This window comes from Pseudomonas sp. AB39(2026) (assembly GCF_059831485.1).
In genome coordinates, this window is the sequence record NZ_CP195212.1 from 824,962 (window position 1) to 847,020 (window position 22,059).

A 22,059-nucleotide genomic window follows, 5' to 3' on the forward strand; every position below is an offset into this window, starting at 1 on the left:
GCATAGTGTTAGCTAAAGCGTGCAAACAACTCGCCCACGAATACGCGCACCCCTTGCTCAGGCGCGTACACCTTGCCTAAGAGCTGGTCAGCATTACGCACATGCTGACGCAGGCGGGCCTTGACCCCTTGACAGCCCAGCACCGCTACCAGCGTGGATTTGCCAGCATCCTTGCCCACGTCCTTGCCGATCACAGTGTCGCTTTTTGCACCGTCCTGAAGGTCATCCAGGAGCTGGAAGGCCTGACCGAGTTCCAGCGCGAACGCACCCAATGCTTGCCGCGTTTCGGCATTGGCGCCTGCAGCGATAGCCGCCATTTGCAACGTGGCATCGAACAACACTGCGGTCTTGAGTTCGTTTGTACGAGCGATGGCGTCAGCGCTGCGCGCGCCCCGGCCTTCGCGCAGGTCCTCGTATTGCCCCCTCACCAAGCCTTGGCTACCCACAGCACGAGACAACTCGGCCACTAGCGCTGCACGGCGGTCAGGCTCGATGTCCAGGCTGGCGAGCAGGCCAAACGCGCGGCTGAGCAACGCAATAGCCGCCAGGATGGCAACGTCCTCACCAAAGCTCAAATGCAGTGTGGGCTTGCCACGGCGCAACTTGGCGTCGTCCATGCAGGGCAGGTCGTCCAGTACCAGTGAGGCGGCATGGACCATTTCCACCGCACATGCCATGTCCACCACAGCAGGCCGAGACTCCCCAAGCCCTTGGGCAGCCAGTAGCAGGAGCAAGGGCCGAATGCGTTTGCCAGGCGCCAGCGTGCTTTCCCGCATGGCGGCTGTCAGCAACTCATGATGGTCGCCTGGCTCAGGCAAGAGCACTTGGAGGCGCGCGTCCACAGCCTCACGCATTTCGCCCCACGCGCAGGAAGATCGTTCGTCGAGCTGTGCGAGTAGGTTCAGGCTCATTCGGGCAATCCTTTTGGGCTGTAGCAGCTATGTTATAGGCAAGGCGGTGATGTACATGCCCTGATGTAGATCTGGCGCGCTACCCTGTCGGGCCTTGCGCAAGCCGAGTATCGACCACAAAAATTTCAAGGTTACTGCATCCTGGGGGGAACGCATTCTGTCGGCCGCTGCCTTAACAGCGCGCGGACACTATACCAACCTTCTACAAAATAGCTGACCCTGCATAACTGACAGTGGAAAACCTGGAACGCTCCCGGAGCCGCGATGAACCCTGGCGATTTGCTAGACCGAAAGAACGACCACCTGGAAATTGTGCTCGACCCCACCCGTGCCATCAGCCAGGGGCGTACCGGTTTCGCACAATGGCGCTTCGAGCACTGCGCCCTCCCTGAGCTGGACCTGGAGGCTATCGACCTAGGCACTACCTTCCTGGGCAAGCCACTGAAGGCGCCGGTGTTGATCAGCTCGATGACAGGTGGCGCAGCCCGCGCCCAGGACATCAACCTGAACCTGGCCGAAGCTGCCCAGCATTTGGGCGTTGCCATGGCCGTGGGCTCCCAACGGGTCGCCTTGCAAACAGGCTTCGACCATGGGCTCACCCGCGCACTTCGCCAGCGTGCGCCTGACATTGTGCTACTGGGCAACCTGGGCGGCGCGCAACTTCGAACACCTCAAGGCCTGGACCTAGCCCGGCGGGCCGTGGACATGATCGAGGCTGATGGTTTGATCATCCACCTCAACCCGCTCCAAGAGGCTGTACAGCCAGGCGGCGACACGGACTGGCGCGGTACGGTCGATGCCATTGCACAGGCCGCAGTGCAGCTGGAGGTGCCTTTGGTTATCAAGGAAGTAGGCAGTGGGCTGAGCGCAGCCGTGGCCAGCCAATTGGCCCAAGCCGGGGCCGCGTGCCTGGATATTGCTGGCCTTGGCGGAACCCACTGGGCGGCGGTAGAAGCCGAGCGCGCAAAGACGCCAGCGCAACGGGCCATAGCGGCTGCGTTCAGCAACTGGGGCGTTCCTACGGCTGAGGCGTTGCAGGCAGTACGCCAGCGCCTGCCTCACATGCCGCTCATTGCGTCAGGTGGTATCAGCAACGGTGTAGACATGGCCAAGGCCATTGCCTTGGGCGCTGACATCGTAGGCCAGGCAGCGGCCGTACTGGAGGCCGCGACCCAGTCTCCAGCAGCGGTTATCGAACACTTCGAGGTCGCCCTTCGCCAGTTGCAGATTGCCTGCTTCTGTACCGGCTCAGCCAACCTGGCACAGCTACGCCAGGCGCACCTGGTACGGGAGGTCGCGTTTCTGTGAGCCACTTTGGCGTGATCGCGCCGCCTTTGTTCAGCCATTTTCAGGCCATGCAAGCCCTCGCGGCCTCGCTGATCCAACGTGGGCATCAGGTGACCTTTTTTCAGCAGGCCGAAGCGGGCGCGCTTATCCACGACAGCACCATCGGGTTTCACCCCTTGGGCTTGACCACCCACCCCTTGGGCAGCCTGGCCAAAACGTTGCACCATGCCGCCCGGCCTTCGGGGCTCTCCATACACCGCGTGATCCGTGACCTGGCTGCGAGCACAGCCATGCTCTGTGACGAGTTGCCTGAAGCGATTACGGCACTGGGCATAGACGCACTGATCTGTGACCAGATGGAGGCCGCCGGTGGGCTGGTGGCCGAGGCGCTTGGCCTGCCTTTCGTATCTGTAGCCTGTGCCCTGCCCGTTAACAGGGAACTTGGGGTGCCCTTGGCCGTGATGCCCTTCAAGTGGGGCGAAGACCCGCGCACGCGCACGATGTACGACACCTCCACGCGGGTCTACGACGCCCTGATGGCCCCCCATAGGCGTGTAGTAGCAGCCAAAGCGAAGGCCTTCGGCCTACCGTCACGGGAAGGCCTTCACGAGTGCCTGTCAGGCCTCGTGCAGGTGAGCCAGACGCTACCTGGCCTGGAATTCCCCCGTAAAGCGTTACCCGCGTGTTTCCACCACGTAGGCCCATTGCGTTCATCCGATCACGGCACCGAAGCCCCTCGTTGGCCTATAGACCCTGGCCAGCCCTTCGTGTTTGCCTCGCTCGGAACGCTGCAAGGGGATCGGTATGGCCTGTTCAAGCGCATTACCAAGGCCTGCAGGGCGCTAGATGTACAACTGCTGGTCGCCCACTGCGGCGGGTTGACACACAGCCAGGCTCAACGCCTTCAATATCTGGGTGCCACCTGGGTGACCGACTTCGCTGACCAGCCCGCCGTGCTGCGCCAGGCCACCGCCGTGATCAGCCACGGCGGGCTCAATACCGTGATGGACGCTATTGCTGCAGGCACACCTATTCTTGCGCTGCCCATTGCCTTCGACCAGCCTGGCGTTGCCGCCCGTGTGCAACATGCGGGCGTGGGCGTGCAGGCGTGGCACCGTAGCCCTTGGCAGGTCCTGGCCCGTCGGCTTACCACTGTGCTGGACGTCTCCCGTTATCAAGGCGCCCTTGCGGTGCTAGAGGCCCAACGTCAGGCGGCCGGTGGGGCCGCGCGTGCAGCCACCCTTATCGAGCGCGCGGTGACAGGCCGCCGCCCCGTGTATAGCGAGGCAACGCCATGAAGCCCACATGGGACCTTATCCTGGTCGGTGCCGGGCTTGCCAATGGCCTGCTGGCCTGGCGGCTGCGCCAAGTGCGCCCTGACCTGAATGTACTGGTGATCGAGCAGGCGCCAGCACTTGGCGTGAACCATACCTGGTCCTTTCACAAAAGCGACCTGAGCACGCATCAGTGGCAGTGGGTCGAACCCTTGGTCAGCCATAGCTGGCCAGGGTACGAAGTAAGATTCCCGGCCCTTCAACGGGCGTTCGAGGGCCACTACTGCACCGTCAGTGGGAATAAGTTTGCCCAGGTTCTGACACAGGGCCTGGGGCGTCAGCTCATCACGGGCGCCGTTGTCAGGCGGCTGACCCCTGATACGGTACAACTGGAGACGGGCGAAACCCTGTATGCCCGCGCCGTGTTCGACGGCCGGGGCCTGGCCCCTAGCGACCACCTGTGGCTGGGCTATCAGAGTTTCCTGGGCCAGGAAGTGCTATTGGCTGCGCCACATGGCCTCACACGGCCCATTGTGATGGATGCCACGGTCCCCCAGCACGACGGCTACCGATTCGTGTATGTACTGCCGCTGGCTGAAGACCGCCTGCTGATCGAAGACACCTACTACAGTGACAGCGGCAACGTGAACCCCGCCCTGTTGCGCCAACGCATCGAGGTGTACGCGCGCCAACAGGGGTGGACAGTGACCCAGGTGGTCCGAGAGGAACAAGGTCGCCTGCCTATCACGCTAGGTGGCCATTTCGATGCCTTCTACGGCCAAGGGCATGGCGTAGCCCGGAGTGGCCTGCGCGCTGGCCTGTTCCACCCGGTTACCGGCTACTCATTGCCTGAGGCCGTGCGCCTGGCTGAATGGCTGGCAGCAGTACCTGACATTGGCGCAGACAACCTTCAACCCCTGCTCTATCGCTATCGGCGTACCCTCTGGCAGCGCCAGCGTTTTTTGCGGCTGCTCAATCGTATGCTTTTCCTTGCCGGCAGGCCTGAAGACCGCTGGCGGGTACTGGAGCGCTTCCACCGCTTGGCGCCTGGCCTGATCCAACGCTTCTATGCCGGCCAACTGCGGGCTACGGACAAAGCGCGCCTACTGATGGGCAAGCCTCCCGTCCCACTGATACCCGCTGTCAAAGCCATGCTTGCTAATGCTCCCTCCGTACAGGAAAACCGATGACAGACACTCCAGTGACCGTGGTAACAGGTGCCGGCTTTGGTGGCCTGGCCCTGGCCATCCGCCTTCAAGCCGCTGGGCAGCAGACCCTGCTACTCGAAGCACGGGACAAACCCGGTGGGCGCGCTTACGTCTACGAAGACCAAGGCTTTGTGTTCGATGCGGGGCCCACGGTGATCACCGACCCCACGGCCATCGAAGAACTGTTTACCCTCAGTGGCAAGCGCATGGCCGATTATGTGGAGCTGCTCCCCGTCACGCCCTTCTATCGCCTGTGCTGGGAGGACGGCAGTCGCTTCAACTATGCCAACGATCAGGTAGCCTTGGAGCAGCAGATTCATCGCTTCAACCCTGCTGACGTGGCTGGCTACCGGCGTTTTCTGGACTATTCACGGGCGGTGTTCGAAGAGGGTTACCTCAAGCTTGGCACCGTGCCGTTCCTATCCTTCAGAGACATGCTTCGTGCAGGCCCGGCCTTGGCCAAGCTTCAGGCTTGGCGAAGCGTGTACAGCATGGTGTCGAAATTCATTCAGGACGAACGCCTGCGCCAGGCGTTTTCGTTTCATGCACTGCTGGTGGGCGGCAACCCGTTCGCAGCGTCCTCCATCTACACGCTTATTCACGCACTGGAGCGAGAATGGGGCGTGTGGTTTCCAAAGGGCGGCACCGGCGCGCTGGTACAGGCCATGGTCCGCTTGTTCAAGGACCTTGGTGGGCAGTTGGAACTCAACGCCAAGGTGAGCGAGATCGAAACCCGTGACGGGCGGGTAAGCGGTGTGCGCCTGGCCGATGGCCGCCAGATCCCTGCTGTTGCACTGGCGTCCAATGCCGATGTAGTGAACACCTACAAAGACCTGCTGGCTGGGCATCCTCGCGGTAGGCGCCATGGCAGGACGTTGGAAGGAAAGCGGGCCAGCAACTCACTGTTTGTGCTCTATTTTGGCCTGAACACGCTGGAGCCAGGCCAGGCGCATCATACGGTTTGCTTTGGCGCACGTTACCAAGCACTCATCCAGGAGATCTTCCACGGCAAGCAACTGGCCGATGACTTTTCCCTCTACCTACACGCACCGTGCGTAACAGACCCCTCCCTCGCCCCGCCTGGCTGCAGCGCCCATTACGTGTTGGCGCCCGTACCTCACTTGGGTAATGCGCCTCTGGATTGGCAAGTGGAAGGCCCGCGACTGCGCGAGCGCATTTTCGACTACCTGGAAGCGCGCTACCTGCCGGGCCTGCGCAGCCACCTGGTCACCAGCCGGATGTTTACCCCAGAAGATTTTCGCGATGAATTAGGCGCGCACCTGGGCTCGGCCTTCTCCCTGGAACCCCTGCTTCGTCAAAGTGCATGGTTCCGCCCGCACAACCGCGATGCGGAGATTCCCAACCTGTACCTGGTCGGGGCGGGTACACACCCAGGGGCGGGCGTACCGGGGGTGATCGGTTCGGCTAAAGCCACGGCGCGTTTGATGCTAGAGGACCTGCGTTCATGAACCAAGCATTGCTGGACCATGCCAGCACTACCATGAAGCAGGGGTCCAAAAGCTTTGCGGCGGCGTCCAGGTTGTTTGACCCAGCCACCCAACGCAGTGCATTGCTGTTGTACACCTGGTGCCGGCACTGTGACGATGTGATCGATGGCCAGGCACTGGGACACAATGGCCATGCGCCGTCTGCGGCCGAAGCCCTGGCCAGGCTCGAAGGTCTTAAAGACGCCACCGCCGCCGCCTACCGCGGCGAGCCCATGAGCGACCCTGCTTTTGCAGCGTTCCAGGCCGTGGCCCAGGCCCATGGCATAGAACAGCGCCATGCGTTTGCTCATTTGGAGGGCTTTGCCATGGACGTGGCAGGCCGCCGTTATGAAACCCTGGACGATACCTTGGAATACTGCTACCACGTGGCCGGGGTAGTAGGCCTGATGATGGCTCAAGTGATGGGCGTGACCGCGCCCGCGACGCTGGCCCGTGCCTGCGACCTGGGCCTGGCCTTCCAGTTGACCAATATTGCCCGGGACCTCGTCGAAGACGCACGTGTGGGGCGGTGCTACCTGCCGGCACAGTGGCTCAGGGAAATGAACCTGTGCGCTGACACACTGGCCGCGCCTGCCCACCGCCCTGCCCTGGCCGTACTTGCCAAGCGCCTGGTAGACGCTGCAGAGCCCTACTATGCCTCAGCCATTGCCGGCATTGGAGCCTTGCCGCCTCGCAGCGCCTGGGCGGTGGCGACTGCGCTGGAAGTGTACCGGGCCATTGGCTTGAAAGTACGTGCCGCTGGTGCTGCGGCCTGGGACCGGCGCCAAGGGACCCATACAGCCGAAAAAGTGGTGTTGTTAGGCAAGGCGGCCTACGTGGCAGGCAGGGCGCGGGTTACTGAGCATCCGCCTCGCCCTGAGCACCTGGCGCGCTTTGTGTAGCCAAAGGAGGCTTGCCGCCGGTCGCACCTGGCCTTGCGCGCTTCAACTGCTGCTTAAGTACTGCCACCGGTGGCGCATACAGGAAGCCAAAGGATACACATCCGTCCTTGCTACCCACGGCGTGGTGAAGCCGGTGCGCCTGGTACAGGCGCTTGAAATAGCCCTTGCGTGGCAGGTAGCGCAAAGGCCAGCGGCGGTGAACGAGGCCGTCGTGGGCGATGAAATACAAGGCGCCATACGCGGTCATGCCGGCGCCTATCCATTGCAAAGGCCATAGGCCACGGGTGCCCAGCGCGATCAGCACGATCGCCAGCCCGGCAAATACGATGGCATACAGGTCATTGCGCTCGAACCAACCGGTCCGCGGCTCATGGTGGGACCGGTGCCAGCCCCATCCCCAGCCGTGCATGATGTACTTGTGGGCATACACGGAGAACACCTCCATTGCCACTACGGTAACCAGCACTATCAGTGTCTCGACCATCTGCTTACTCCTCCACAGGCCTTGGGCAGCGTGCTGGCGTGCAGGTTCCCACCCGTTACAACCAGCCCTGTTGCAAGGCTTCCACGGCCATGGGCCGAGCGAAATGGTAACCCTGGGCCTGGCCTGTACCCATCTCCCGCAGCAGCGTCAGCGCCTCGGCGTCTTCGACCCCTTCGGCGACTACAGACAGTCCCAGGGATTCGGCCATACGCACAATGGCCCTTACGATCGCACGGCTACGGCTGCTGCTGGTGAGTTCGAGGATAAAGGATTTGTCGATCTTAAGGCCGGTGAAGCGAAACTGATGGACGTAACTCAGCGAGGAAAAGCCTGCGCCGAAGTCGTCCAGCACCACAGACATGCCTTGGTCGGACAACTTCTGCATGCTTTGGCGGGCCAGCTCGGGCTCCGCCACCAGTGCCCCTTCGGTCAGCTCCAGGCAAATACGCCGGGGGCTGACGCCAAACGTCTCCAGTAGCTCAAGCACTTCTTCGGCGAACTCCGGGCGTGTAATGCTGTAGCTGGAGCAGTTCACATGCACCGGTGGCCAATGGCCGTTCTCGGGTCGGGCCAGGATGGACGCCACACATCGCAGCATGTACAAGTCCAACCGGCCGATGAGCCGAAGGCCTTCCAACGCAGGAAGAAAGGCCCCAGGCGCCAGCACTTTGCCGTCTGGCTGTTGCCACCGAATCAATGCCTCCAGCGCCACGAGCTGGCCGGTGGCAACATCTACGATGGGCTGGAAATAAGGCACCAGCTCATCATTGACCTTCATTGCATTACGCAAAGCGCCTTCCCGCGCCACCTGATCGGAAAATTCCCGGCGTAGCTCCTGGTTGAAGACCGCGTAGCTGTCCCTCCCAGCATTCTTGACCCGGTACATAGCCGTGTCAGCGTCACGCAGCAAATCGGCAGGCTTTTGGTGAAACTGCTCGTCGGCGCTCACAATGCCGATACTGCAACTAGAAAACACTGCCTGCCCGTCGATATGAAACGGACGGTCAAAGGCAGCCAGAATACATTCCGCAATGCTTACAGCCGTGTCCACCGGGGCGTCGGGTGCCAGCACTGCAAACTCGTCACCGCCCAGCCTGGCCAGCAGGTCGGTGTCTCGCAGGCAGCTACGCAGGCGGGCTGCCGCTTCCATCAGCAAATGGTCGCCAAAGTGGTGGCCACGGCTGTCATTGATCAGTTTGAAACGGTCCAGGTCCAAGAACATGACCACCAGTTGACGGCCCTGGTCACGAAACTCATTCCAGGCCTGGCCCAGGCGTTCCTGCAAATGGCTGCGGTTAGGCAGGCCAGTGAGGGCGTCATGGGTATTTTCGTGGTGCAGCTGTGCGTTGGCCTGGTCCAGCTCACGGGTACGGTCCTGTACCCTGGCCTCCAGCTTGAGGTTGGCGGCGTGCACGGCTTCAGCGGCGCTGCGCCGAGTTAGCGCGGTATCGATGTGGCGCGACACGAAGGTGAGCAGTTCCTGGTCGCGCAACGTGTAGCGAATCTGGGGAATGTAACTTTGCACCACCAGCACGCCCCGTACCTGATCGTCATCGAACAGGGGAATGCCCAGCCAGGACTGGGAACGTACAGGTTCATTGCTGCTCGCGATCTCGCCAGCCTCAGTCAGGCGGCTGGTGTCATCGAAGTCGATCAGGCAAGGGCGGCGCTGGCGGATGACATATTCGGTCAGGCCGCGGCGCCCCTGACGGGGTGGCGGGCGGTTGCTCAGCACTTCGTCGATGTAATAGGGAAACGTGACCTCTCCCTGTGCAACGTCGTAGAGCGCTATGTAGAAGTTTCGGGCATACAACAGCTCACCCACGATGGCGTGCAACCTTGAAAACAGCTCTGCCATGTCCCCTTGCTGGCTGGACAGCTCGGCGATCTGGAACAGGGCGTTTTGAAGGTGCTCTGCCCGCTCCCGCTCCGAAACCTGCTGGCGCAGGGCATCGTTGAGCTGAGACAGCTCGCGGGTGCGCTCGGCCACTGTCCGCTCCAGGTGGGCCCGGTGCAGGATACGGTCAAGGGCCATGGCCACGTGGCGCGCCACCACCAGGAACAGTGCCCGGTCTTCCTGGCTGTATACACGGTCCACGTCGTAGACCTGCATAGCTATCATGCCAAACACTTGGTCAGAGGCGTTCTTGAGGGGCGCTCCCATCCAGAATTCGGGGCGGTGGCCAACGCAGTAGAACCGGTGCTCGGCGCTGGCCCGGGCGATGCCAGCGGCATCGATAAGCATGGGCTGGCCCGAGGTGAGCACGGCACCGGTCAATGACAGGCGGTCAGGGTCCAGGTATTCATTGGCGTCGGCCTCTACCGCCTCGATGTCGGTCGTGTCCACATAGTACGGGTAGGTAACCTGGCCCGAACGCTGGTCATACAGGGCCAGGTAGAAATTTTCGGCATCGATCAGGTCGGCCAGCTGACGGTGTACACCGACCATGAAGGTGGCGCGGTCATGAATGGAACTGGCCAGGTTGGTGATGTTGTACAGCACCCGCTGGGTATGCTGGGCACGAATCAAGGCATCGCTTTGCAGCCGTAACCCAAGGCGCATGGCCAGGTCCGCGCAAGGCGAAGCCTCGGTGCCATCGTCCGCCGCCAGCAGCCAACCCAATACGTTCTCGCCCCGGCCAGTGGGCCAGCGGCGCAGTTTTGCCTGCTGGCAATACTCATCAAGCCCCTGTTCGTCCAGGGTCGGAGGCCAATCGATGGCCGCCTCGCTTTGCCCGGTAAGCTGCAAATGCTCGCCGGCGCGGTAGAACGCCCACGCCGGGTCAGGAATTTCTTCACGTGCTCCGGCCAATAACCGGGCAAGGCTGGGCAACGTCGACTCCTGCGAACTCATGCATGCTCCAAGCTAAAACACGGATCCTGTTCACCGCGCCCGTAGCTTATAGCACCGGGCCACCACTTTGCTTCAAATAGTTTCAGGCAATGATCGTCTTAAGGGCAAGGGCCCTGACCATTGGATGGCAGCAGCCGGTACGCCACGCCTCAATACGACTTGATCACCCGGGCCCGGCTATTGGCCAAGTGCACCCGCATGGCCGCGCGCGAGGCTTCGAAATCCTGGCGGGCAATGGCGTTGTAAATATGTTCATGCTCGCCGACCAAGCGGCTGTGGGCCTGCTGGCGGTCTAGACGCGCAATCGCCACGGTGTTAAGGCGCGCACGAGGAAACATACTGGTACCGAAATGCGTCACTATTTCGACAAAATAGCGGTTATTGGTGGCATTTGCGATCTGCAGGTGAAATTGAAAATCCGACACCAGCGAACTACCGGTGTCGCTCGCGCGTTCGAAGCGCTCCAATGCCTGAGCCATGTCTGCCAACTGCCCGTCGGTGCGCCGGAGCGCTGCTAGGCCAGCGGCTTCCACTTCAAAGCTCATTCGCACATCCAGAATAGCGATAACGTCCTGGAGGGTGACCACTGTAGAGGGGTCCAGGCGTGGGGTGGCGCTGCCCAGGGCATTGAGCACAAAGGTGCCAATGCCCCGACGGGTTTCTACCAGGCCGGCCACTTGTAACCGGGACAGCGCTTCACGCACCACCGAACGGCTGACCCCGCCAGCTTCCATCAGCTCCACTTCACTGGGGAGCTTGTCGCCAGGCTTTAGAACCCCCTCACCTATTCGTCGGGAAAAGTCGTCCACCAGGGCTTGAGCGAGGTTGCGGGGCCGGCCAAGCAGGCCGGGCATAGCAGAGGGTTCAGTTGCCAAGGCGTTCTGTCTTTGCCGAAAAAGTGGCACTAGCATATAGGAATGCCGAGCAAAGTGGCTAAATGGCAATGCACAGAAGGCCTGTACATTGCCATCGTTCTCTATTAATCCTTTTTATGCCCAGGCAACACCGCCCCGAGCACTTGCCGAGCGGTCTGCACCAGAATGCCCGCCTCATCGGGATCGCCTTTGAGCAGGGCCGTTGCGAACTTCTTCGCTTGCTCCAACTTGATATGAGGCGGTAGAGGTGGCACGTCAGGGTCCGTCTTGAACTCGATGACCACAGGCACCTCGCTGGCCAGCGCCTGCTCCCATGCCCCTGCCACCTTATCGTCGCTGTCCACGAAAATGCCCTTGAGGCCGATGGCCTCGGCAAACCGGTGGTAAGGCACGTCTGGTATGGATTGGGAGGCTTCGAACTTGGGGTCGCCTTCCATCACACGCTGCTCCCAGGTCACTTGGTTCAGGTCTTCGTTGTTGAACACCGCGCACACCCAGCGGCCATTGCCCCATTGGCGCCAGTATTTAGCCACGGTGATCAACTCGGCCATGTTGTTCATTTGCATGGCGCCGTCACCCACCAAGGCGATCACTGGGCGGTCAGGCCAGGCAAACTTCGCGGCTATGGCGTAGGGCACAGCGGCGCCCATGGACGCCAGCCCGCCAGAGAGCGAACACTGCATGCCTTTGCGGATTTTCAGGTCGCGGGCGAACCAATTGGCGCATGAACCTGAATCGCAAGTGATGATTGCCTCATCTGGCAACTGCGGTGACAGTTCGTACACTACACGCTGCGGGTTGATAGGGTTGGCGGTCACCAGCGCTCGCTTGGCGAGGGTTTTTTCCCAGCTTTCGCGCCAACCTTCTACCCGCTTGCGCCATGCACTGCGGTCTTTGTCCAAGAGCAGGGGCAGCAGCGCTGAAAGGGTTTCTGCAGCATCGCCGGTCAGGTTCACCTCCATGGGGTATCGCAAGCTGAGCATGTCGGGCGCCAGGTCGATCTGTACCCCTCGGGCCTTGCCTTCTTCGGGCAGGTATTCCGAATAGGGGAAGCCGGAGCCAATCATTAGCAAGGTGTCGCATTCGGTCATGAGCTTGTAGCTCGGCTCTGTCCCCAGTAGCCCGATCGAGCCTGTCACCCACGGCAGATCATCGGGCAGCACGGCCTTGCCCAGCAACGCCTTGGCCACGCCTGCACCCAGTTGCTGCGCCACCTGAACCACTTCATCTGCAGCGCCCAGTGCGCCCGCCCCCACCAGAATGGCCACCCGCTCGCCACTGTTAAGTACGTCCGCCGCACGCTGCAGGTCCTGTTCGTAAGGCACCACCTTGGGCTTGCTGAACCCTATTCCTGAGTGGACAGTGCCATGGGCACGGGCAGGTTCGCTGTAGGCTTCTTCTTGGAGGTCGTTGGGCAGGATCAGTGCCGTAACCTGCCGCTCGCCCACTGCAGTACGTACCGCACGGTCCAAGAGGTGCCGTACTTGGGACGGTGCGCTGGCCTGGTTCACGAACGCACCGGCCACGTCCTTGAACAGGGACACCAGGTCCAGCTCCTGTTGATAGTGGCCACCGAGGGCGGTGCGTGCCTGCTGCCCCACAATGGCCAGCACGGGCATGTGGTCCAGGCGCGCATCGTAGAGGCCTGTCAGCAAATGGCTGGCCCCCGGCCCAGAGGTCGCAATGCATACGCCCAGCTCGCCTGTGAACTTGGCGTGTGCGCTGGCCATAAAGGCCGCCATTTCTTCATGACGGGCCTGCACGAACTCAATCTTGCCCTGTGCGCGGGCCAGGGCACCGAACACGCCATTGATGCCGTCGCCGGGGTAGCCAAATATCCGGCGAACACCCCACTGGTACAGCCGCTCAATCAGGAAGTCGCCAACGGTTATGCTGCTCATGCCTTCGCCTCTCAGCCAACGGGTACGTGTCACGTCTAGACTGCGGCCCGGCGCCTGGGGGTTCCATTTTTTTCCGAAAACCGAGGCTGTGTCCGCTACACTCCCCGCCCCTTCGCCACTGCCGAGCCCCGTTTACTATGCATGCCACTGCCCTCGCCCACTTGCACAAGGCCCTATTGGACGCGCTGGCAGCGCCCCCTGCCGAAGCGCGGCGCGTGCTCCATGGCCGCGGCCGGTGCTGGCCCGGCCTGGAGCAAGTAACGGTGGACTGGTTGGAAGGCGTCATCCAGGTCACTGTGTTCAAGTCACTGGAAGGTGATGGGCGGGCGCAGTTGATTGCCTTGTTGCAGGCCGTTATTCAAGGCCCCGAGTGGGCAGCATGCGGCGCCACTGGGCTACTGCTGCAAGAGCGTTACCTGGAAGGCAGCCCGAGCCTGTGGCTCGCCGGTAGTGCCCAAGGGCCATTGCGTATCCATGAGCAGGGCCTAGCGTACGGGATCGAGCCGGGGCGCGCGCAGAACAGCGGCTTCTTTCTGGACATGAGCGAAGGCCACCGCTGGGTGCGAGAGCAAGCCGCTGGCAAGCGTGTGCTGAACCTGTTCGCCTACACCTGCGCCTTCTCGGTAGCGGCCCTGGCAGGTGGTGCCAGCGCTGTGGTCAACCTTGACATGTCCAGCCCGGCGCTGGCCCGTGGCCGAGAGAATCACCGTGCCAATGGCCAGGACCTGGCCAAGGTCAGCTTTCTGGCCCACGACCTGTTCAAGTCCTGGGGAAAGGTCAGCCGCCAAGGCCCCTATGACTTGATCATCGCAGACCCGCCTTCCTTCCAGCGTGGCAGCTTTATTCTTGCCCGAGACTACCCCAAGGTGCTGCGCAAGCTGCCAGGCCTGTTGAATGCCGGGGGCAAGGTGCTCGCCTGCCTGAACGACCCTGCCCTGCCCACGGCGTTTCTGCGGCAGGCCATGGCTGAGCATGCCCCTGAGCTTCGTTTTGTGGAGCGCTTGGCCAACCCTGCGCAATTTCCAGAACGTGACCCCGAGGCGGGCTTGAAGGTACTGGTGTTCAGCCGTTAGCCGAGCAGCGCCTGGCCTTCATTTTTTTCGCCTTAAGCCGATAAGCAGGGCATCAGCAACTTGCCCACCTGCCTGCCTTATGACGCTCTTGAACCTTCCCGTCCCCCCTTCAGCACATTCAATCAGGCGCGCCATTGCTCTGTTGCCAGTGGGCATACTGGTGGTGGCGTTGATCATGGCCTTGTGCATCGGCCAACTGGATGTTCGCCACGCGAAACGGGAAATGCGGGCGGACGTTCGCCTTAGGCTTGCAGCGATCGGCGCGCAGGCACAAAGCCACGTTCGCTCAGCGTTCAGCGAATCAGAAGGGCTGGCCCAATTGATTGCCGTAGACGGTGACATCAGCGCCCCGCGGTTCAGTGGCATGGTGCGACAGCTCACCTCCACCATTCCGTACCTGAGCCATATCGCGCTGGCGCCTGGGGACGTGGTCCGTGACGTTTACCCTCGGGAAGGCAATGAGGGCCTTATTGGGGTGGATTTAAGTACCTTGTCTGCGCAGGCGGCACTGCTGGCGCGATCACGGCAGGAACGTCGCAGCGTACTGGCCGGTCCCCTAAGGCTGCATCAGGGGGACAATGGGCTGATTTTCCGTCGGCCCGTGTTTACGTCTGGGCACCTGGGCCAGGCGCAATATTGGGGCACTCTGTCCATTGTGGCGGGGGTTAAAGGGTTGCTGGATGCCGCTGGCATCACTGCCCAGGCTGGCCTGGAAATCGCCCTGCGGGGGTGCGACGGGCGCGGTGGCGAAGGCGCCATGATCTGGGGCGATCCGGCCCTGTTCGAGGCTCATAATGTGGTGGCCGACATTGATGTGCCGGGTGGGCAATGGCAACTGGCCGCACGGCCGGTCGGTGGCTGGCCGGCCATCGGCCTGATGAATTCCCAACTGTTCGAGCTGTGCCTGATTGGGGGCCTGCTACTGGCCCTGTTCTGCGCCCTGCTGGCCAGAGGGCAGTTGCTGCTGGCGCGCCGCAACATCGACCTCAAGCATGAAGTCGCCGAGCGCCAGCAGGCTGAAGCGGAGCTGGCCCGCATCGCTCACTACGACAACGTCACTCAGTTGCCCAATCGAGTGTTGTTCCGGCAACACCTGGACCACCATGTACAAGACACCACGCCAGGTAATCGCTTCGCCGTGCTGCTGCTGGACATCGACGGCTTCAAGGTCATTAACGACACCTTGGGCCATGTGATGGGCGACCTGCTGTTGCAACAGGCCGCCCAACGCCTGGGGCAGCACCTTGTGCCGGGTGACAGCCTGGCCCGGCTCGGCGGCGACGAGTTCGGTTTTATATTTCTTCAGGCTGAGGGCGCTATACCGGCGGCTGCTCGGGTAGAGCGCCTGGTGCAAGCGATGCAACAACCTTTTGACCTGCAAGGCAACGCTGCGCTGGTATCGGCCAGCATAGGCGTGGCCCTTTACCCCACAGACGGTGCCTGTGCCGCAGACCTGCTACGCCATGCGGACACGGCCATGTACAGTGCCAAGGAAGCCGGCCGCAATGGCCTGTGCTTCTATCAACCGGCCATGACCTCGGCCATCCGAGCGCGTGTGGTGCTGGAGCATGCCTTGCGCCGTGCGCTGAACAACGAGGAGTTCGAGGTGTGGTACCAGCCCAAGGTCCACCTGGCCACAGGCGCTGTGGTCGGTGCGGAAGCCTTGCTGCGCTGGCGCGACCCGACCCAGGGCATAGTGTACCCGGATGTCTTCATCCCTATAGCAGAGCGCACGGGGCTGATCATTCCCATCGGCCAGTGGGTGGTCAACGAAGTCTGCCGCCAGCAACAGGCCTGGCGGCAGCAAGGCGTATTCGATGGCCGCGTGGCCATCAACGTCGCTGCGCCTCAGATAGACCGCAGCGATCTTGTCGCCTGCGTGCTAGCTGCCTTGGCCCAGTATCAATTGCCCGCTGCGGCGTTAGAGGTGGAAGTGACTGAAAGCCTGCTGATGGAAAGCCCGGAGCGAGCCCGCGAAGCCCTGGCCCACTTGCAGGCCGAAGGTGTGAGCACGGCCATCGATGACTTTGGTACCGGTCATTCTTCATTGGCGTACCTGAAGCTGTTGCCTGTGAACCACTTGAAGATCGACCGGGCCTTTGTGCGAGACCTGCCCCATGATGCCACCTATGGTGCTATCACCGAAGCGATCATCTCCCTAGGCCAGGCCCTGGCCTTTGACGTCACCGCGGAGGGCGTAGAAACCGCCGAGCAGTGCGCCTTCCTGCAACAGTCAGGCTGCGCCTACGGCCAAGGCTATTATTTTGGCCGGCCCATGCCGGCGCCCGCATTCGAGGGCTGGCTGGCAGAACGCGCCGTTGGCCATGCGTCAGCAGCAGGCCAGCCGCTCCAGCACCCCTAGGCCATCTGCAACAGCGGCACCTGCTGCGGTGTTGTCAAAGATGCACCACACCGGTTGTGCCGCTTGGCTAAGCCTGGCGGCCAATGCATCCAGCGCGGCGGGAGAATAGGCCGAATAATAGCGCTTTGGGGACCCGTGGAGGCGAAGGTAGGCTACACCGGGCCAGCCCTGTGGGGCGCGCTCGGCCAGGGGTGACGGGTCGGCCTCTACCCACACCACCTGCAGCGACCGCAGCAACGGCCCCGCCTCAAGCCAACTGTGATGCCGGGGCTCCAGCACAACCAAACCGTGGTAATGATCGCGCAGCGCCCCGAAGAATGCGTGGGCGATGGCCGGTTCATAGGCCAATGAAGGGGGTAGTTGTACCAACAGGCCACCGAGCCGGTCTTCAAGCGCGGTGCATTGAGCCAGAAAGTCGGTCAGCAAGCCTTCACAGCCCACCAGCCGGTGCTCGTGGGTGATCTGCTTGGGCATTTTGACTAAGAAGCGAAAGCCGTCAGGCACTGAGGCCGCCCATTTGGCATAGGTAGCCGGCCGGTGAGGCCTATAGAACGAGGAGTTGATTTCGGTGGCATTGAAGCGGCTGGCGTAACGCTGCAGGTGCGTGCCGGTCGCGTCAAAACACGCCCATTGCGCACGCGGCAGGCTCCAACCGGCGCAGCCCAGGTACAGTAAGGAGGAGGATAAAGGCGTCATGCAGGTACGACTGGCTTGACAGTACGAGCGTTCCGTCGGCTCGGATTGTGCCCCTCCTAAGGGTGCTTTAACCTGCCGCTAATGACGTTTTGCCACTATGGATGACCTTGATGCGCTTTGGAATGCTGCTGTCCCTTGCCGTGCTGTGTGTAGCCCCTTGCGCGTGGGCGGACGCCTATAAATGCAACAGCCCGGACGGCCGCGTGAGCTTTAGCTTCGTTCCTTGCCCCATCACCCATGGAGATACCCAATGGGCCCGCAAGGTGCAGCAAGCCCGCTGGGTGAGCGTGAATCCCGAGGACGCCAAGCCAGATGTGATCAACAAGCGCGCTACTGACATCCTTCGCACCAGCTACCGCACTAAGGTGCGCTATACCGTGCACTACCTTCCCGGCAACGCGCCCCCCCAGGTAAAAGCGCCCAAGGTCAAACCCAAGCCACTGCGCTGTCAGCAGCAGGCCGGCCATACCGCCTGTGACGGCCTGGCACGGCCCTGATGGCCTCTTCTTGGGCCTGTCGTGGGGCTTGGAGTCCCTTCGCAGGCTGGCGCCTGCTCCCACAGGGGTCACGGGGGGTCGGTTATTGGACCCTCGCAGAGGCCGGGAAACGATAGGCGACGCTGTTTCAGATCCTGAAGCTGCCCACCAGCTGTTTCAGCCGGCCGGCCTGTTGTTCCAGGTCGGTGCAGGCACGTAGCGTAGCTTGCAGGTTTTCAACACCTTCCTGGTTCAGCGTGTTGATTTCGGTGATGTCCACGTTAATGGCTTCCACCACAGAGGTCTGCTCCTCGGTAGCGGCTGCCACGGACTGGTTCATCCCTTCGATTTCGCTGATGCGCTGCGTCACGCTGCCCAGCCGCTCGCCTGCCTGGTTGGCAATGCTCACACTCTGGTCACTTTCATGCTGGCTGTCGTTCATGATCGCCACCGCTTCCTTGGCGCCTACCTGCAGCTCTTCGATCATGCCTTGCACCTGCTGGGCTGACTCCTGAGTGCGGTGTGCCAGGTTGCGCACTTCGTCGGCAACCACGGCAAACCCACGGCCGGCCTCGCCTGCGCGGGCTGCTTCGATGGCGGCGTTAAGCGCCAACAGGTTGGTTTGCTGGGAAATACCGGTGATCACTTCAAGAATCTGCCCGATATTGCCAGTCTTGAGGTTCAGCTGTTCGATTTTCTCGCAGGCGCCACTGATCTTCGAACCCAGGCGATCCATGGCGCTGATGCTTTGTTGCACCACCGCTTGCCCATGGGTAGCCAGGTTGCTCGCATCGCTGGAATGGCCGGAAGCCAGGGCCGCGTTCTGAGCGATCTCCTGAGCAGCAGCGCCCAATTCATTGATGGCCGCCGCTACGCTGTTAGTGCGGTTGGCCTGCTGGTCCGAATTGACCATTGACGAGTTCGACGCACTCACCACCCGCGCGGCCACCTCATTGAGCTGCACGGTAGAGGACGACACCTCACGCATGGAGTCGTGGATACGTTGCACGAAGCGGTTGAAGGCCAAGCCCAGTTGCCCGAATTCATCGTGGTTATGAATGTCCAGGCGGCGAGTAAGGTCGCCTTCGCCAGCTGCAATGTCCTGCATGGCACGGCCCATTACGTTCAAGGGGCGCATCAGGAAGGTGATCAGCATGCTCAGCAGCGCCATGATCACGACCACAGCGACCGTAGTAGCGACCACAGCAGAAGCACGGAAATCGCTCAGGCTGGCATAGGCTTTTTCCTTATCTACCGCCAGGCCGATGTACCAGTCTACCGAGGGCAGCCCGTCCACGTGTGTAAAGGTCACCACCTCGGTGCGGCCCTTGTGATCGCTTTCACTGATATCACTGCTCAGGCGCGGGGTGGCCTGAGGGTAGGCATCCTTGAGGGTTTTGTTCACCAGCCCTTGGTCAGGGTGCACAAGAATCTGACCACTGGCGTCGGCCAGGAAGGCATAGCCGTTACCGTGGAAGTCCAGGCTGTTAAGTGTCTTGACCAGTGCATCCAATGCAAGGTCACCCCCTGCCACGCCAACGATCTGGCCATTGGCGCCCTTCACCGGCGTTGCAATGGTGATCAGTAAGGACTTGGTCACTGCATCGGTGTAAGGCTCGGTCAGCGTGGTCTTGCCCGCCGCTACCGCCCCTTTGTACCAAGGTCGAGTTCGTGCGTCGTAATCGGCCGGCATGTCTTCAGGCGGTTGCAGCACGTACGCCCCGTTGTCCCGGCCCAAGTACACGCTCAGGAAGGTGGAAATAAGGGTGTTCTGCTTCATCCACTTCGAGGCGGCGTCATCATCAGGCACTGTGGCCAGGCCCTCGGCCATGCCTTCCACCAACAGGATGCGCCCGGACAGCCAGTTGCGCACGTTGGCAGCCGCGCTTTCACCGGTTTCGGTCAGGTAGCTGTCGAGCTCAGACTCAATAGCGTGGCGTTGCAAGTAATCGTTATAGAGTGAGAACAAGGTAAACGCGACCACCACCACAAGGGAGGCGGCCAGCAATATCTTGTGGCTGAATTTTAGGGTACGGGTCATGGTTGCTGGCAATCCGCTATTAGTCACTGATACCGGTGTTATCGGCTCGTGACAGCGCGGATTAAGGGCATATGACAAAAATATGTACAAAAATCAGTGACTTTTTGGATCACCTTTCTGATTGTCTTGCGCGCCTTCTACCCCTTTGGCAATCGTCTTGCCACGCCGCTCGCCCACCGCTTGAGCCTGCCCGTCCCGCTGTTTGCCATGGCGCGCCTGCACCACCAACCGGGGAATCAGGTCACCCTCGGGCAACAACTTCCAGAACCGTGTTGGCATGTGGCCTTGCATGATGGCGGGGTTGACCCGCGCCGGGTTAAAGATATGGGTGTAGTAAGCCCGCCACAGCGCGTGGGTATCGTCCCCCTGCCCTTTGGCAAGCTCTCGCCACTGAGGCGGGCACGGGCGTTCGTAATGCAAGGTGCTGCCGTCATAGAACACGCCATCGCGCGGCGTGGCGATCAACCACCGCTGGCGCCCCATGCGCCCAATGAAATGCTCCGAGGCGCGTTGAAGAATGTCGTGGGCCGGCTCATGCCAGGCCACGTAAGCCGGGCCTTCATCCTCGGCCGGGCGCTCCACGAACCTGAGAAAGGCATGCAGGTGGTGTGCCTCACGGCTTACCTGCTTGATGCGGCGGTGCAGCTCACTGCCAACCGCATCCCCCGCCAGCATGGCTGTACGGTCACCCTGGCTCACGCGCCACAGCACTTCGTACAAAAGGCTCCAGCGCTGGTCCCCCAAGTACTGAGACGCCGCTTCGAGCAGCGGGGGCAGCGCCTGGGGGATACGGGCCTCAAAAGGCCCCGGCTCGGCGGGCAACCCATGGGGCGCGGCAAACAGGTCAGCCTCGCGCTCGCCGTTCCAGCTTACCTGGCTGGGGTCTATGCCATGGCTGAGCAACCAGCGCGCCTGGGGGCGCCACTGACTGAACAACCCTTCGCATTCCAGACAGATCAACCCCACAACCCCAACTGCTGGGGCTGAGGGCGCTCAACCATGGCCATACGCAAGGCCTGGCTGCTGCTGTCCCCCTGGGGAGGATGATAATCGGCGGTCACCACAAAGGGTTTGGCCTTAGCTAATACGCAGCGCAAGCGGGCCAGGTCCGCATAGCGGATACGGCGCTGGCGACGCAATTCCACGATGCGTTTGGTGGTACGAATGCCAATACCGGGAATGCGGGCAATCATGGCAGGCTCGGCGCGGTTCAGGTCCAGTGGGAACAGGTCACGGTGTTCCAGCGCCCAGGCCAGCTTGGGGTCGATATCCAGCGCCAGGTTGCCAGGGCCTTTCAATAGTTCATCCGCCTGGTAGCCATAGCCTCGCAAGAGGAAGTCCGCTTGGTACAGCCGGTGCTCACGCAACAACGGGGGCGGCGCTAGGGGAACGCTGTTGGGGCTGTCCGGGATAGGGCTGAAAGCCGAGTAATACACCCGCCGCAGCTTGAAGTTGCCATAGAGGGATTCGGCGCTACGCAAGATAGTGCTGTCGTCTGTGGTATCGGCGCCGATGATCATCTGGGTGCTTTGCCCTGCCGGCGTAAATTTGGGCGCCCTGGCCTCCCCGGCCACCGCCTGCTGGCCCTGGTGGATAGTGTCCATGGCCTGGTGAATGGTGATGAGTTGTTTCTCTGGCGCCAGCACCTTCAGGCTTTCGCCGGTGGGCAGCTCCACGTTTACGCTCAGCCGGTCGGCATATTGCCCCGCCTGCTCGATCAACCTCGGATCGGCATCCGGGATGGTTTTGAGGTGGATATAGCCACGGAATTCGTGATCCTCCCGCAAGCTGCGGGCCACTGCCACCAGTTGCTCCATGGTGTAGTCGGCCGAGCGAATGATCCCAGAACTCAGGAAGAGTCCGCTAACGTAGTTGCGCCGGTAGAAGTCCAGCGTGAGCCGTACCACTTCCTCCGGGTTGAACCGGGCGCGCGGCACATTGCTGGACCGACGGTTCACGCAGTACTGGCAGTCGTACAGGCAGAAATTGGTGAGCAGGATCTTGAGCAGCGATACACAACGGCCGTCCGGTGTATAGCTATGGCAAATGCCCATGCCATTGGTGGAACCCAGCCCGCCCTTGCCCTCGGAACTGCGCTTGGGCGCACCGCTGCTGGCGCAGGACGCGTCATACTTGGCCGCGTCGGCCAAAATGCTCAGCTTGTCGATCAGCTCCATAATGCACTCAGCTACTGGTTTTTTGTACAGTAACGGGTTGCTTGTACAACC

Annotated in this window: 17 protein-coding genes and 1 pseudogene; 8 read left to right on the plus strand and 10 right to left on the minus strand. The window is 61.7% G+C overall.

Going from position 1 to position 22,059, the window contains the following annotated elements:
• Positions 1-8: 8 nt before the first annotated feature.
• Positions 9-911: a polyprenyl synthetase family protein gene (locus ACSAMW_RS03620; RefSeq protein ID WP_500592708.1), complete on the minus strand. Its 903-nt coding sequence runs from the start codon at positions 909-911 to the stop codon at positions 9-11.
• Positions 912-1,175: 264 nt separating this feature from the next.
• Here ACSAMW_RS03620 and fni point away from each other — a divergent pair, with 264 nt between their 5' ends.
• From fni to ACSAMW_RS03645, 5 genes are read left to right on the plus strand one after another with little or no spacing between them, the layout of a single operon-like run.
• The gene (gene fni, locus ACSAMW_RS03625) at positions 1,176-2,219 is read left to right on the plus strand and encodes a type 2 isopentenyl-diphosphate Delta-isomerase (RefSeq protein WP_500592709.1); all 1,044 of its coding nucleotides are present in this window, start codon (positions 1,176-1,178) and stop codon (positions 2,217-2,219) included.
• A complete protein-coding gene (locus ACSAMW_RS03630; protein ID WP_500592710.1) occupies positions 2,216-3,496 on the plus strand; it encodes a glycosyltransferase in 1,281 nt (426 codons plus the stop codon). The genes fni and ACSAMW_RS03630 overlap by 4 nt, the downstream gene beginning before the upstream one ends.
• A complete protein-coding gene (gene crtY, locus ACSAMW_RS03635) occupies positions 3,493-4,662 on the plus strand; it encodes a lycopene beta-cyclase CrtY (RefSeq protein WP_500592711.1) in 1,170 nt (389 codons plus the stop codon). The genes ACSAMW_RS03630 and crtY overlap by 4 nt, the downstream gene beginning before the upstream one ends.
• The gene (locus ACSAMW_RS03640; RefSeq protein WP_500592712.1) at positions 4,659-6,149 is read left to right on the plus strand and encodes a phytoene desaturase; all 1,491 of its coding nucleotides are present in this window, start codon (positions 4,659-4,661) and stop codon (positions 6,147-6,149) included. Before crtY ends, ACSAMW_RS03640 begins: the two co-directional genes overlap by 4 nt.
• Positions 6,146-7,069: a phytoene/squalene synthase family protein gene (locus tag ACSAMW_RS03645; protein WP_500592713.1), complete on the plus strand. Its 924-nt coding sequence runs from the start codon at positions 6,146-6,148 to the stop codon at positions 7,067-7,069. Before ACSAMW_RS03640 ends, ACSAMW_RS03645 begins: the two co-directional genes overlap by 4 nt.
• Here ACSAMW_RS03645 and ACSAMW_RS03650 read toward each other — a convergent pair.
• The 4 genes from ACSAMW_RS03650 to ACSAMW_RS03665 all read right to left on the minus strand — a co-directional run bounded on the left by ACSAMW_RS03650 (position 7,023) and on the right by ACSAMW_RS03665 (position 13,183).
• Entirely contained in the window at positions 7,023-7,553 is a 531-nt protein-coding gene (locus ACSAMW_RS03650) for a sterol desaturase family protein (RefSeq protein ID WP_500592714.1), read from the minus strand. The two genes, ACSAMW_RS03645 and ACSAMW_RS03650, sit on opposite strands and share 47 nt — an antisense overlap.
• A 55-nt stretch (positions 7,554-7,608) precedes the next feature.
• On the minus strand, positions 7,609-10,407 hold the full coding sequence (locus ACSAMW_RS03655) for a sensor domain-containing phosphodiesterase (RefSeq protein ID WP_500592715.1): 2,799 nt from the start codon (positions 10,405-10,407) through the stop codon (positions 7,609-7,611).
• Positions 10,408-10,556: 149 nt separating this feature from the next.
• Entirely contained in the window at positions 10,557-11,261 is a 705-nt protein-coding gene (locus tag ACSAMW_RS03660) for a FadR/GntR family transcriptional regulator (RefSeq protein ID WP_500592716.1), read from the minus strand.
• Positions 11,262-11,386: 125 nt separating this feature from the next.
• Complete coding sequence (locus ACSAMW_RS03665) at positions 11,387-13,183, minus strand: thiamine pyrophosphate-requiring protein (protein ID WP_500592717.1); 1,797 nt, start codon at positions 13,181-13,183, stop codon at positions 11,387-11,389.
• Between the two features lie 137 nt (positions 13,184-13,320).
• On the opposite strand from ACSAMW_RS03665, the gene ACSAMW_RS03670 reads away from it, so the two are divergent.
• Both ACSAMW_RS03670 and ACSAMW_RS03675 read left to right on the plus strand, forming a co-directional pair.
• Positions 13,321-14,256: a class I SAM-dependent methyltransferase gene (locus ACSAMW_RS03670; RefSeq protein ID WP_500592719.1), complete on the plus strand. Its 936-nt coding sequence runs from the start codon at positions 13,321-13,323 to the stop codon at positions 14,254-14,256.
• A gap of 175 nt (positions 14,257-14,431) precedes the next feature.
• Positions 14,432-16,618, plus strand: coding sequence for a putative bifunctional diguanylate cyclase/phosphodiesterase (locus ACSAMW_RS03675; protein WP_500592720.1), 2,187 nt, complete (start codon positions 14,432-14,434; stop codon positions 16,616-16,618).
• On the opposite strand, the gene ACSAMW_RS03680 is transcribed toward ACSAMW_RS03675, so the two are convergent.
• Entirely contained in the window at positions 16,586-17,314 is a 729-nt protein-coding gene (locus ACSAMW_RS03680) for a DUF72 domain-containing protein (RefSeq protein WP_500592721.1), read from the minus strand. The two genes, ACSAMW_RS03675 and ACSAMW_RS03680, sit on opposite strands and share 33 nt — an antisense overlap.
• Before the next feature lie 110 nt (positions 17,315-17,424).
• On the opposite strand from ACSAMW_RS03680, the gene ACSAMW_RS03685 reads away from it, so the two are divergent.
• Positions 17,425-17,811, plus strand: a complete 387-nt coding sequence (locus ACSAMW_RS03685; protein WP_500592722.1) for a DUF4124 domain-containing protein — start codon at positions 17,425-17,427, stop codon at positions 17,809-17,811.
• 127 nt (positions 17,812-17,938) lie between these two features.
• Here ACSAMW_RS03685 and ACSAMW_RS03690 read toward each other — a convergent pair whose 3' ends face one another.
• From ACSAMW_RS03690 to ACSAMW_RS03705, 4 genes and pseudogenes are all read right to left on the minus strand, one after another.
• Positions 17,939-18,778 (minus strand): methyl-accepting chemotaxis protein, encoded by an 840-nt coding sequence (locus ACSAMW_RS03690; RefSeq protein WP_500593965.1) that lies wholly within the window; start codon positions 18,776-18,778, stop codon positions 17,939-17,941.
• A 15-nt stretch (positions 18,779-18,793) separates the two neighbouring features.
• A pseudogene (locus ACSAMW_RS03695) lies at positions 18,794-19,831 on the minus strand (HAMP domain-containing protein); the annotation flags it as partial.
• Positions 19,832-19,924: 93 nt separating this feature from the next.
• A complete protein-coding gene (locus tag ACSAMW_RS03700) occupies positions 19,925-20,791 on the minus strand; it encodes a TIGR03915 family putative DNA repair protein (RefSeq protein WP_500593966.1) in 867 nt (288 codons plus the stop codon).
• On the minus strand, positions 20,788-22,008 hold the full coding sequence (locus ACSAMW_RS03705; protein ID WP_500592723.1) for a putative DNA modification/repair radical SAM protein: 1,221 nt from the start codon (positions 22,006-22,008) through the stop codon (positions 20,788-20,790). Before ACSAMW_RS03705 ends, ACSAMW_RS03700 begins: the two co-directional genes overlap by 4 nt.
• Positions 22,009-22,059: the final 51 nt, after the last annotated feature.

What these genes read in the sequence shown, in the direction of transcription:
- ACSAMW_RS03620 (WP_500592708.1), bottom strand. Translation starts at nt 911, where the DNA reads ATGAGCCTGAACCTACTCGCACAGCTCGACGAACGATCTTCCTGCGCG.
- fni (WP_500592709.1), top strand. Translation starts at nt 1,176, where the DNA reads ATGAACCCTGGCGATTTGCTAGACCGAAAGAACGACCACCTGGAAATT.
- crtY (WP_500592711.1), top strand. Translation starts at nt 3,493, where the DNA reads ATGAAGCCCACATGGGACCTTATCCTGGTCGGTGCCGGGCTTGCCAAT.
- ACSAMW_RS03640 (WP_500592712.1), top strand. Translation starts at nt 4,659, where the DNA reads ATGACAGACACTCCAGTGACCGTGGTAACAGGTGCCGGCTTTGGTGGC.
- ACSAMW_RS03645 (WP_500592713.1), top strand. Translation starts at nt 6,146, where the DNA reads ATGAACCAAGCATTGCTGGACCATGCCAGCACTACCATGAAGCAGGGG.
- ACSAMW_RS03650 (WP_500592714.1), bottom strand. Translation starts at nt 7,553, where the DNA reads ATGGTCGAGACACTGATAGTGCTGGTTACCGTAGTGGCAATGGAGGTG.
- ACSAMW_RS03655 (WP_500592715.1), bottom strand. Translation starts at nt 10,407, where the DNA reads ATGAGTTCGCAGGAGTCGACGTTGCCCAGCCTTGCCCGGTTATTGGCC.
- ACSAMW_RS03660 (WP_500592716.1), bottom strand. Translation starts at nt 11,261, where the DNA reads ATGCCCGGCCTGCTTGGCCGGCCCCGCAACCTCGCTCAAGCCCTGGTG.
- ACSAMW_RS03665 (WP_500592717.1), bottom strand. Translation starts at nt 13,183, where the DNA reads ATGAGCAGCATAACCGTTGGCGACTTCCTGATTGAGCGGCTGTACCAG.
- ACSAMW_RS03670 (WP_500592719.1), top strand. Translation starts at nt 13,321, where the DNA reads ATGCATGCCACTGCCCTCGCCCACTTGCACAAGGCCCTATTGGACGCG.
- ACSAMW_RS03675 (WP_500592720.1), top strand. Translation starts at nt 14,432, where the DNA reads ATGGCCTTGTGCATCGGCCAACTGGATGTTCGCCACGCGAAACGGGAA.
- ACSAMW_RS03680 (WP_500592721.1), bottom strand. Translation starts at nt 17,314, where the DNA reads ATGACGCCTTTATCCTCCTCCTTACTGTACCTGGGCTGCGCCGGTTGG.
- ACSAMW_RS03685 (WP_500592722.1), top strand. Translation starts at nt 17,425, where the DNA reads ATGCGCTTTGGAATGCTGCTGTCCCTTGCCGTGCTGTGTGTAGCCCCT.
- ACSAMW_RS03690 (WP_500593965.1), bottom strand. Translation starts at nt 18,778, where the DNA reads ATGCGTGAGGTGTCGTCCTCTACCGTGCAGCTCAATGAGGTGGCCGCG.
- ACSAMW_RS03705 (WP_500592723.1), bottom strand. Translation starts at nt 22,008, where the DNA reads ATGGAGCTGATCGACAAGCTGAGCATTTTGGCCGACGCGGCCAAGTAT.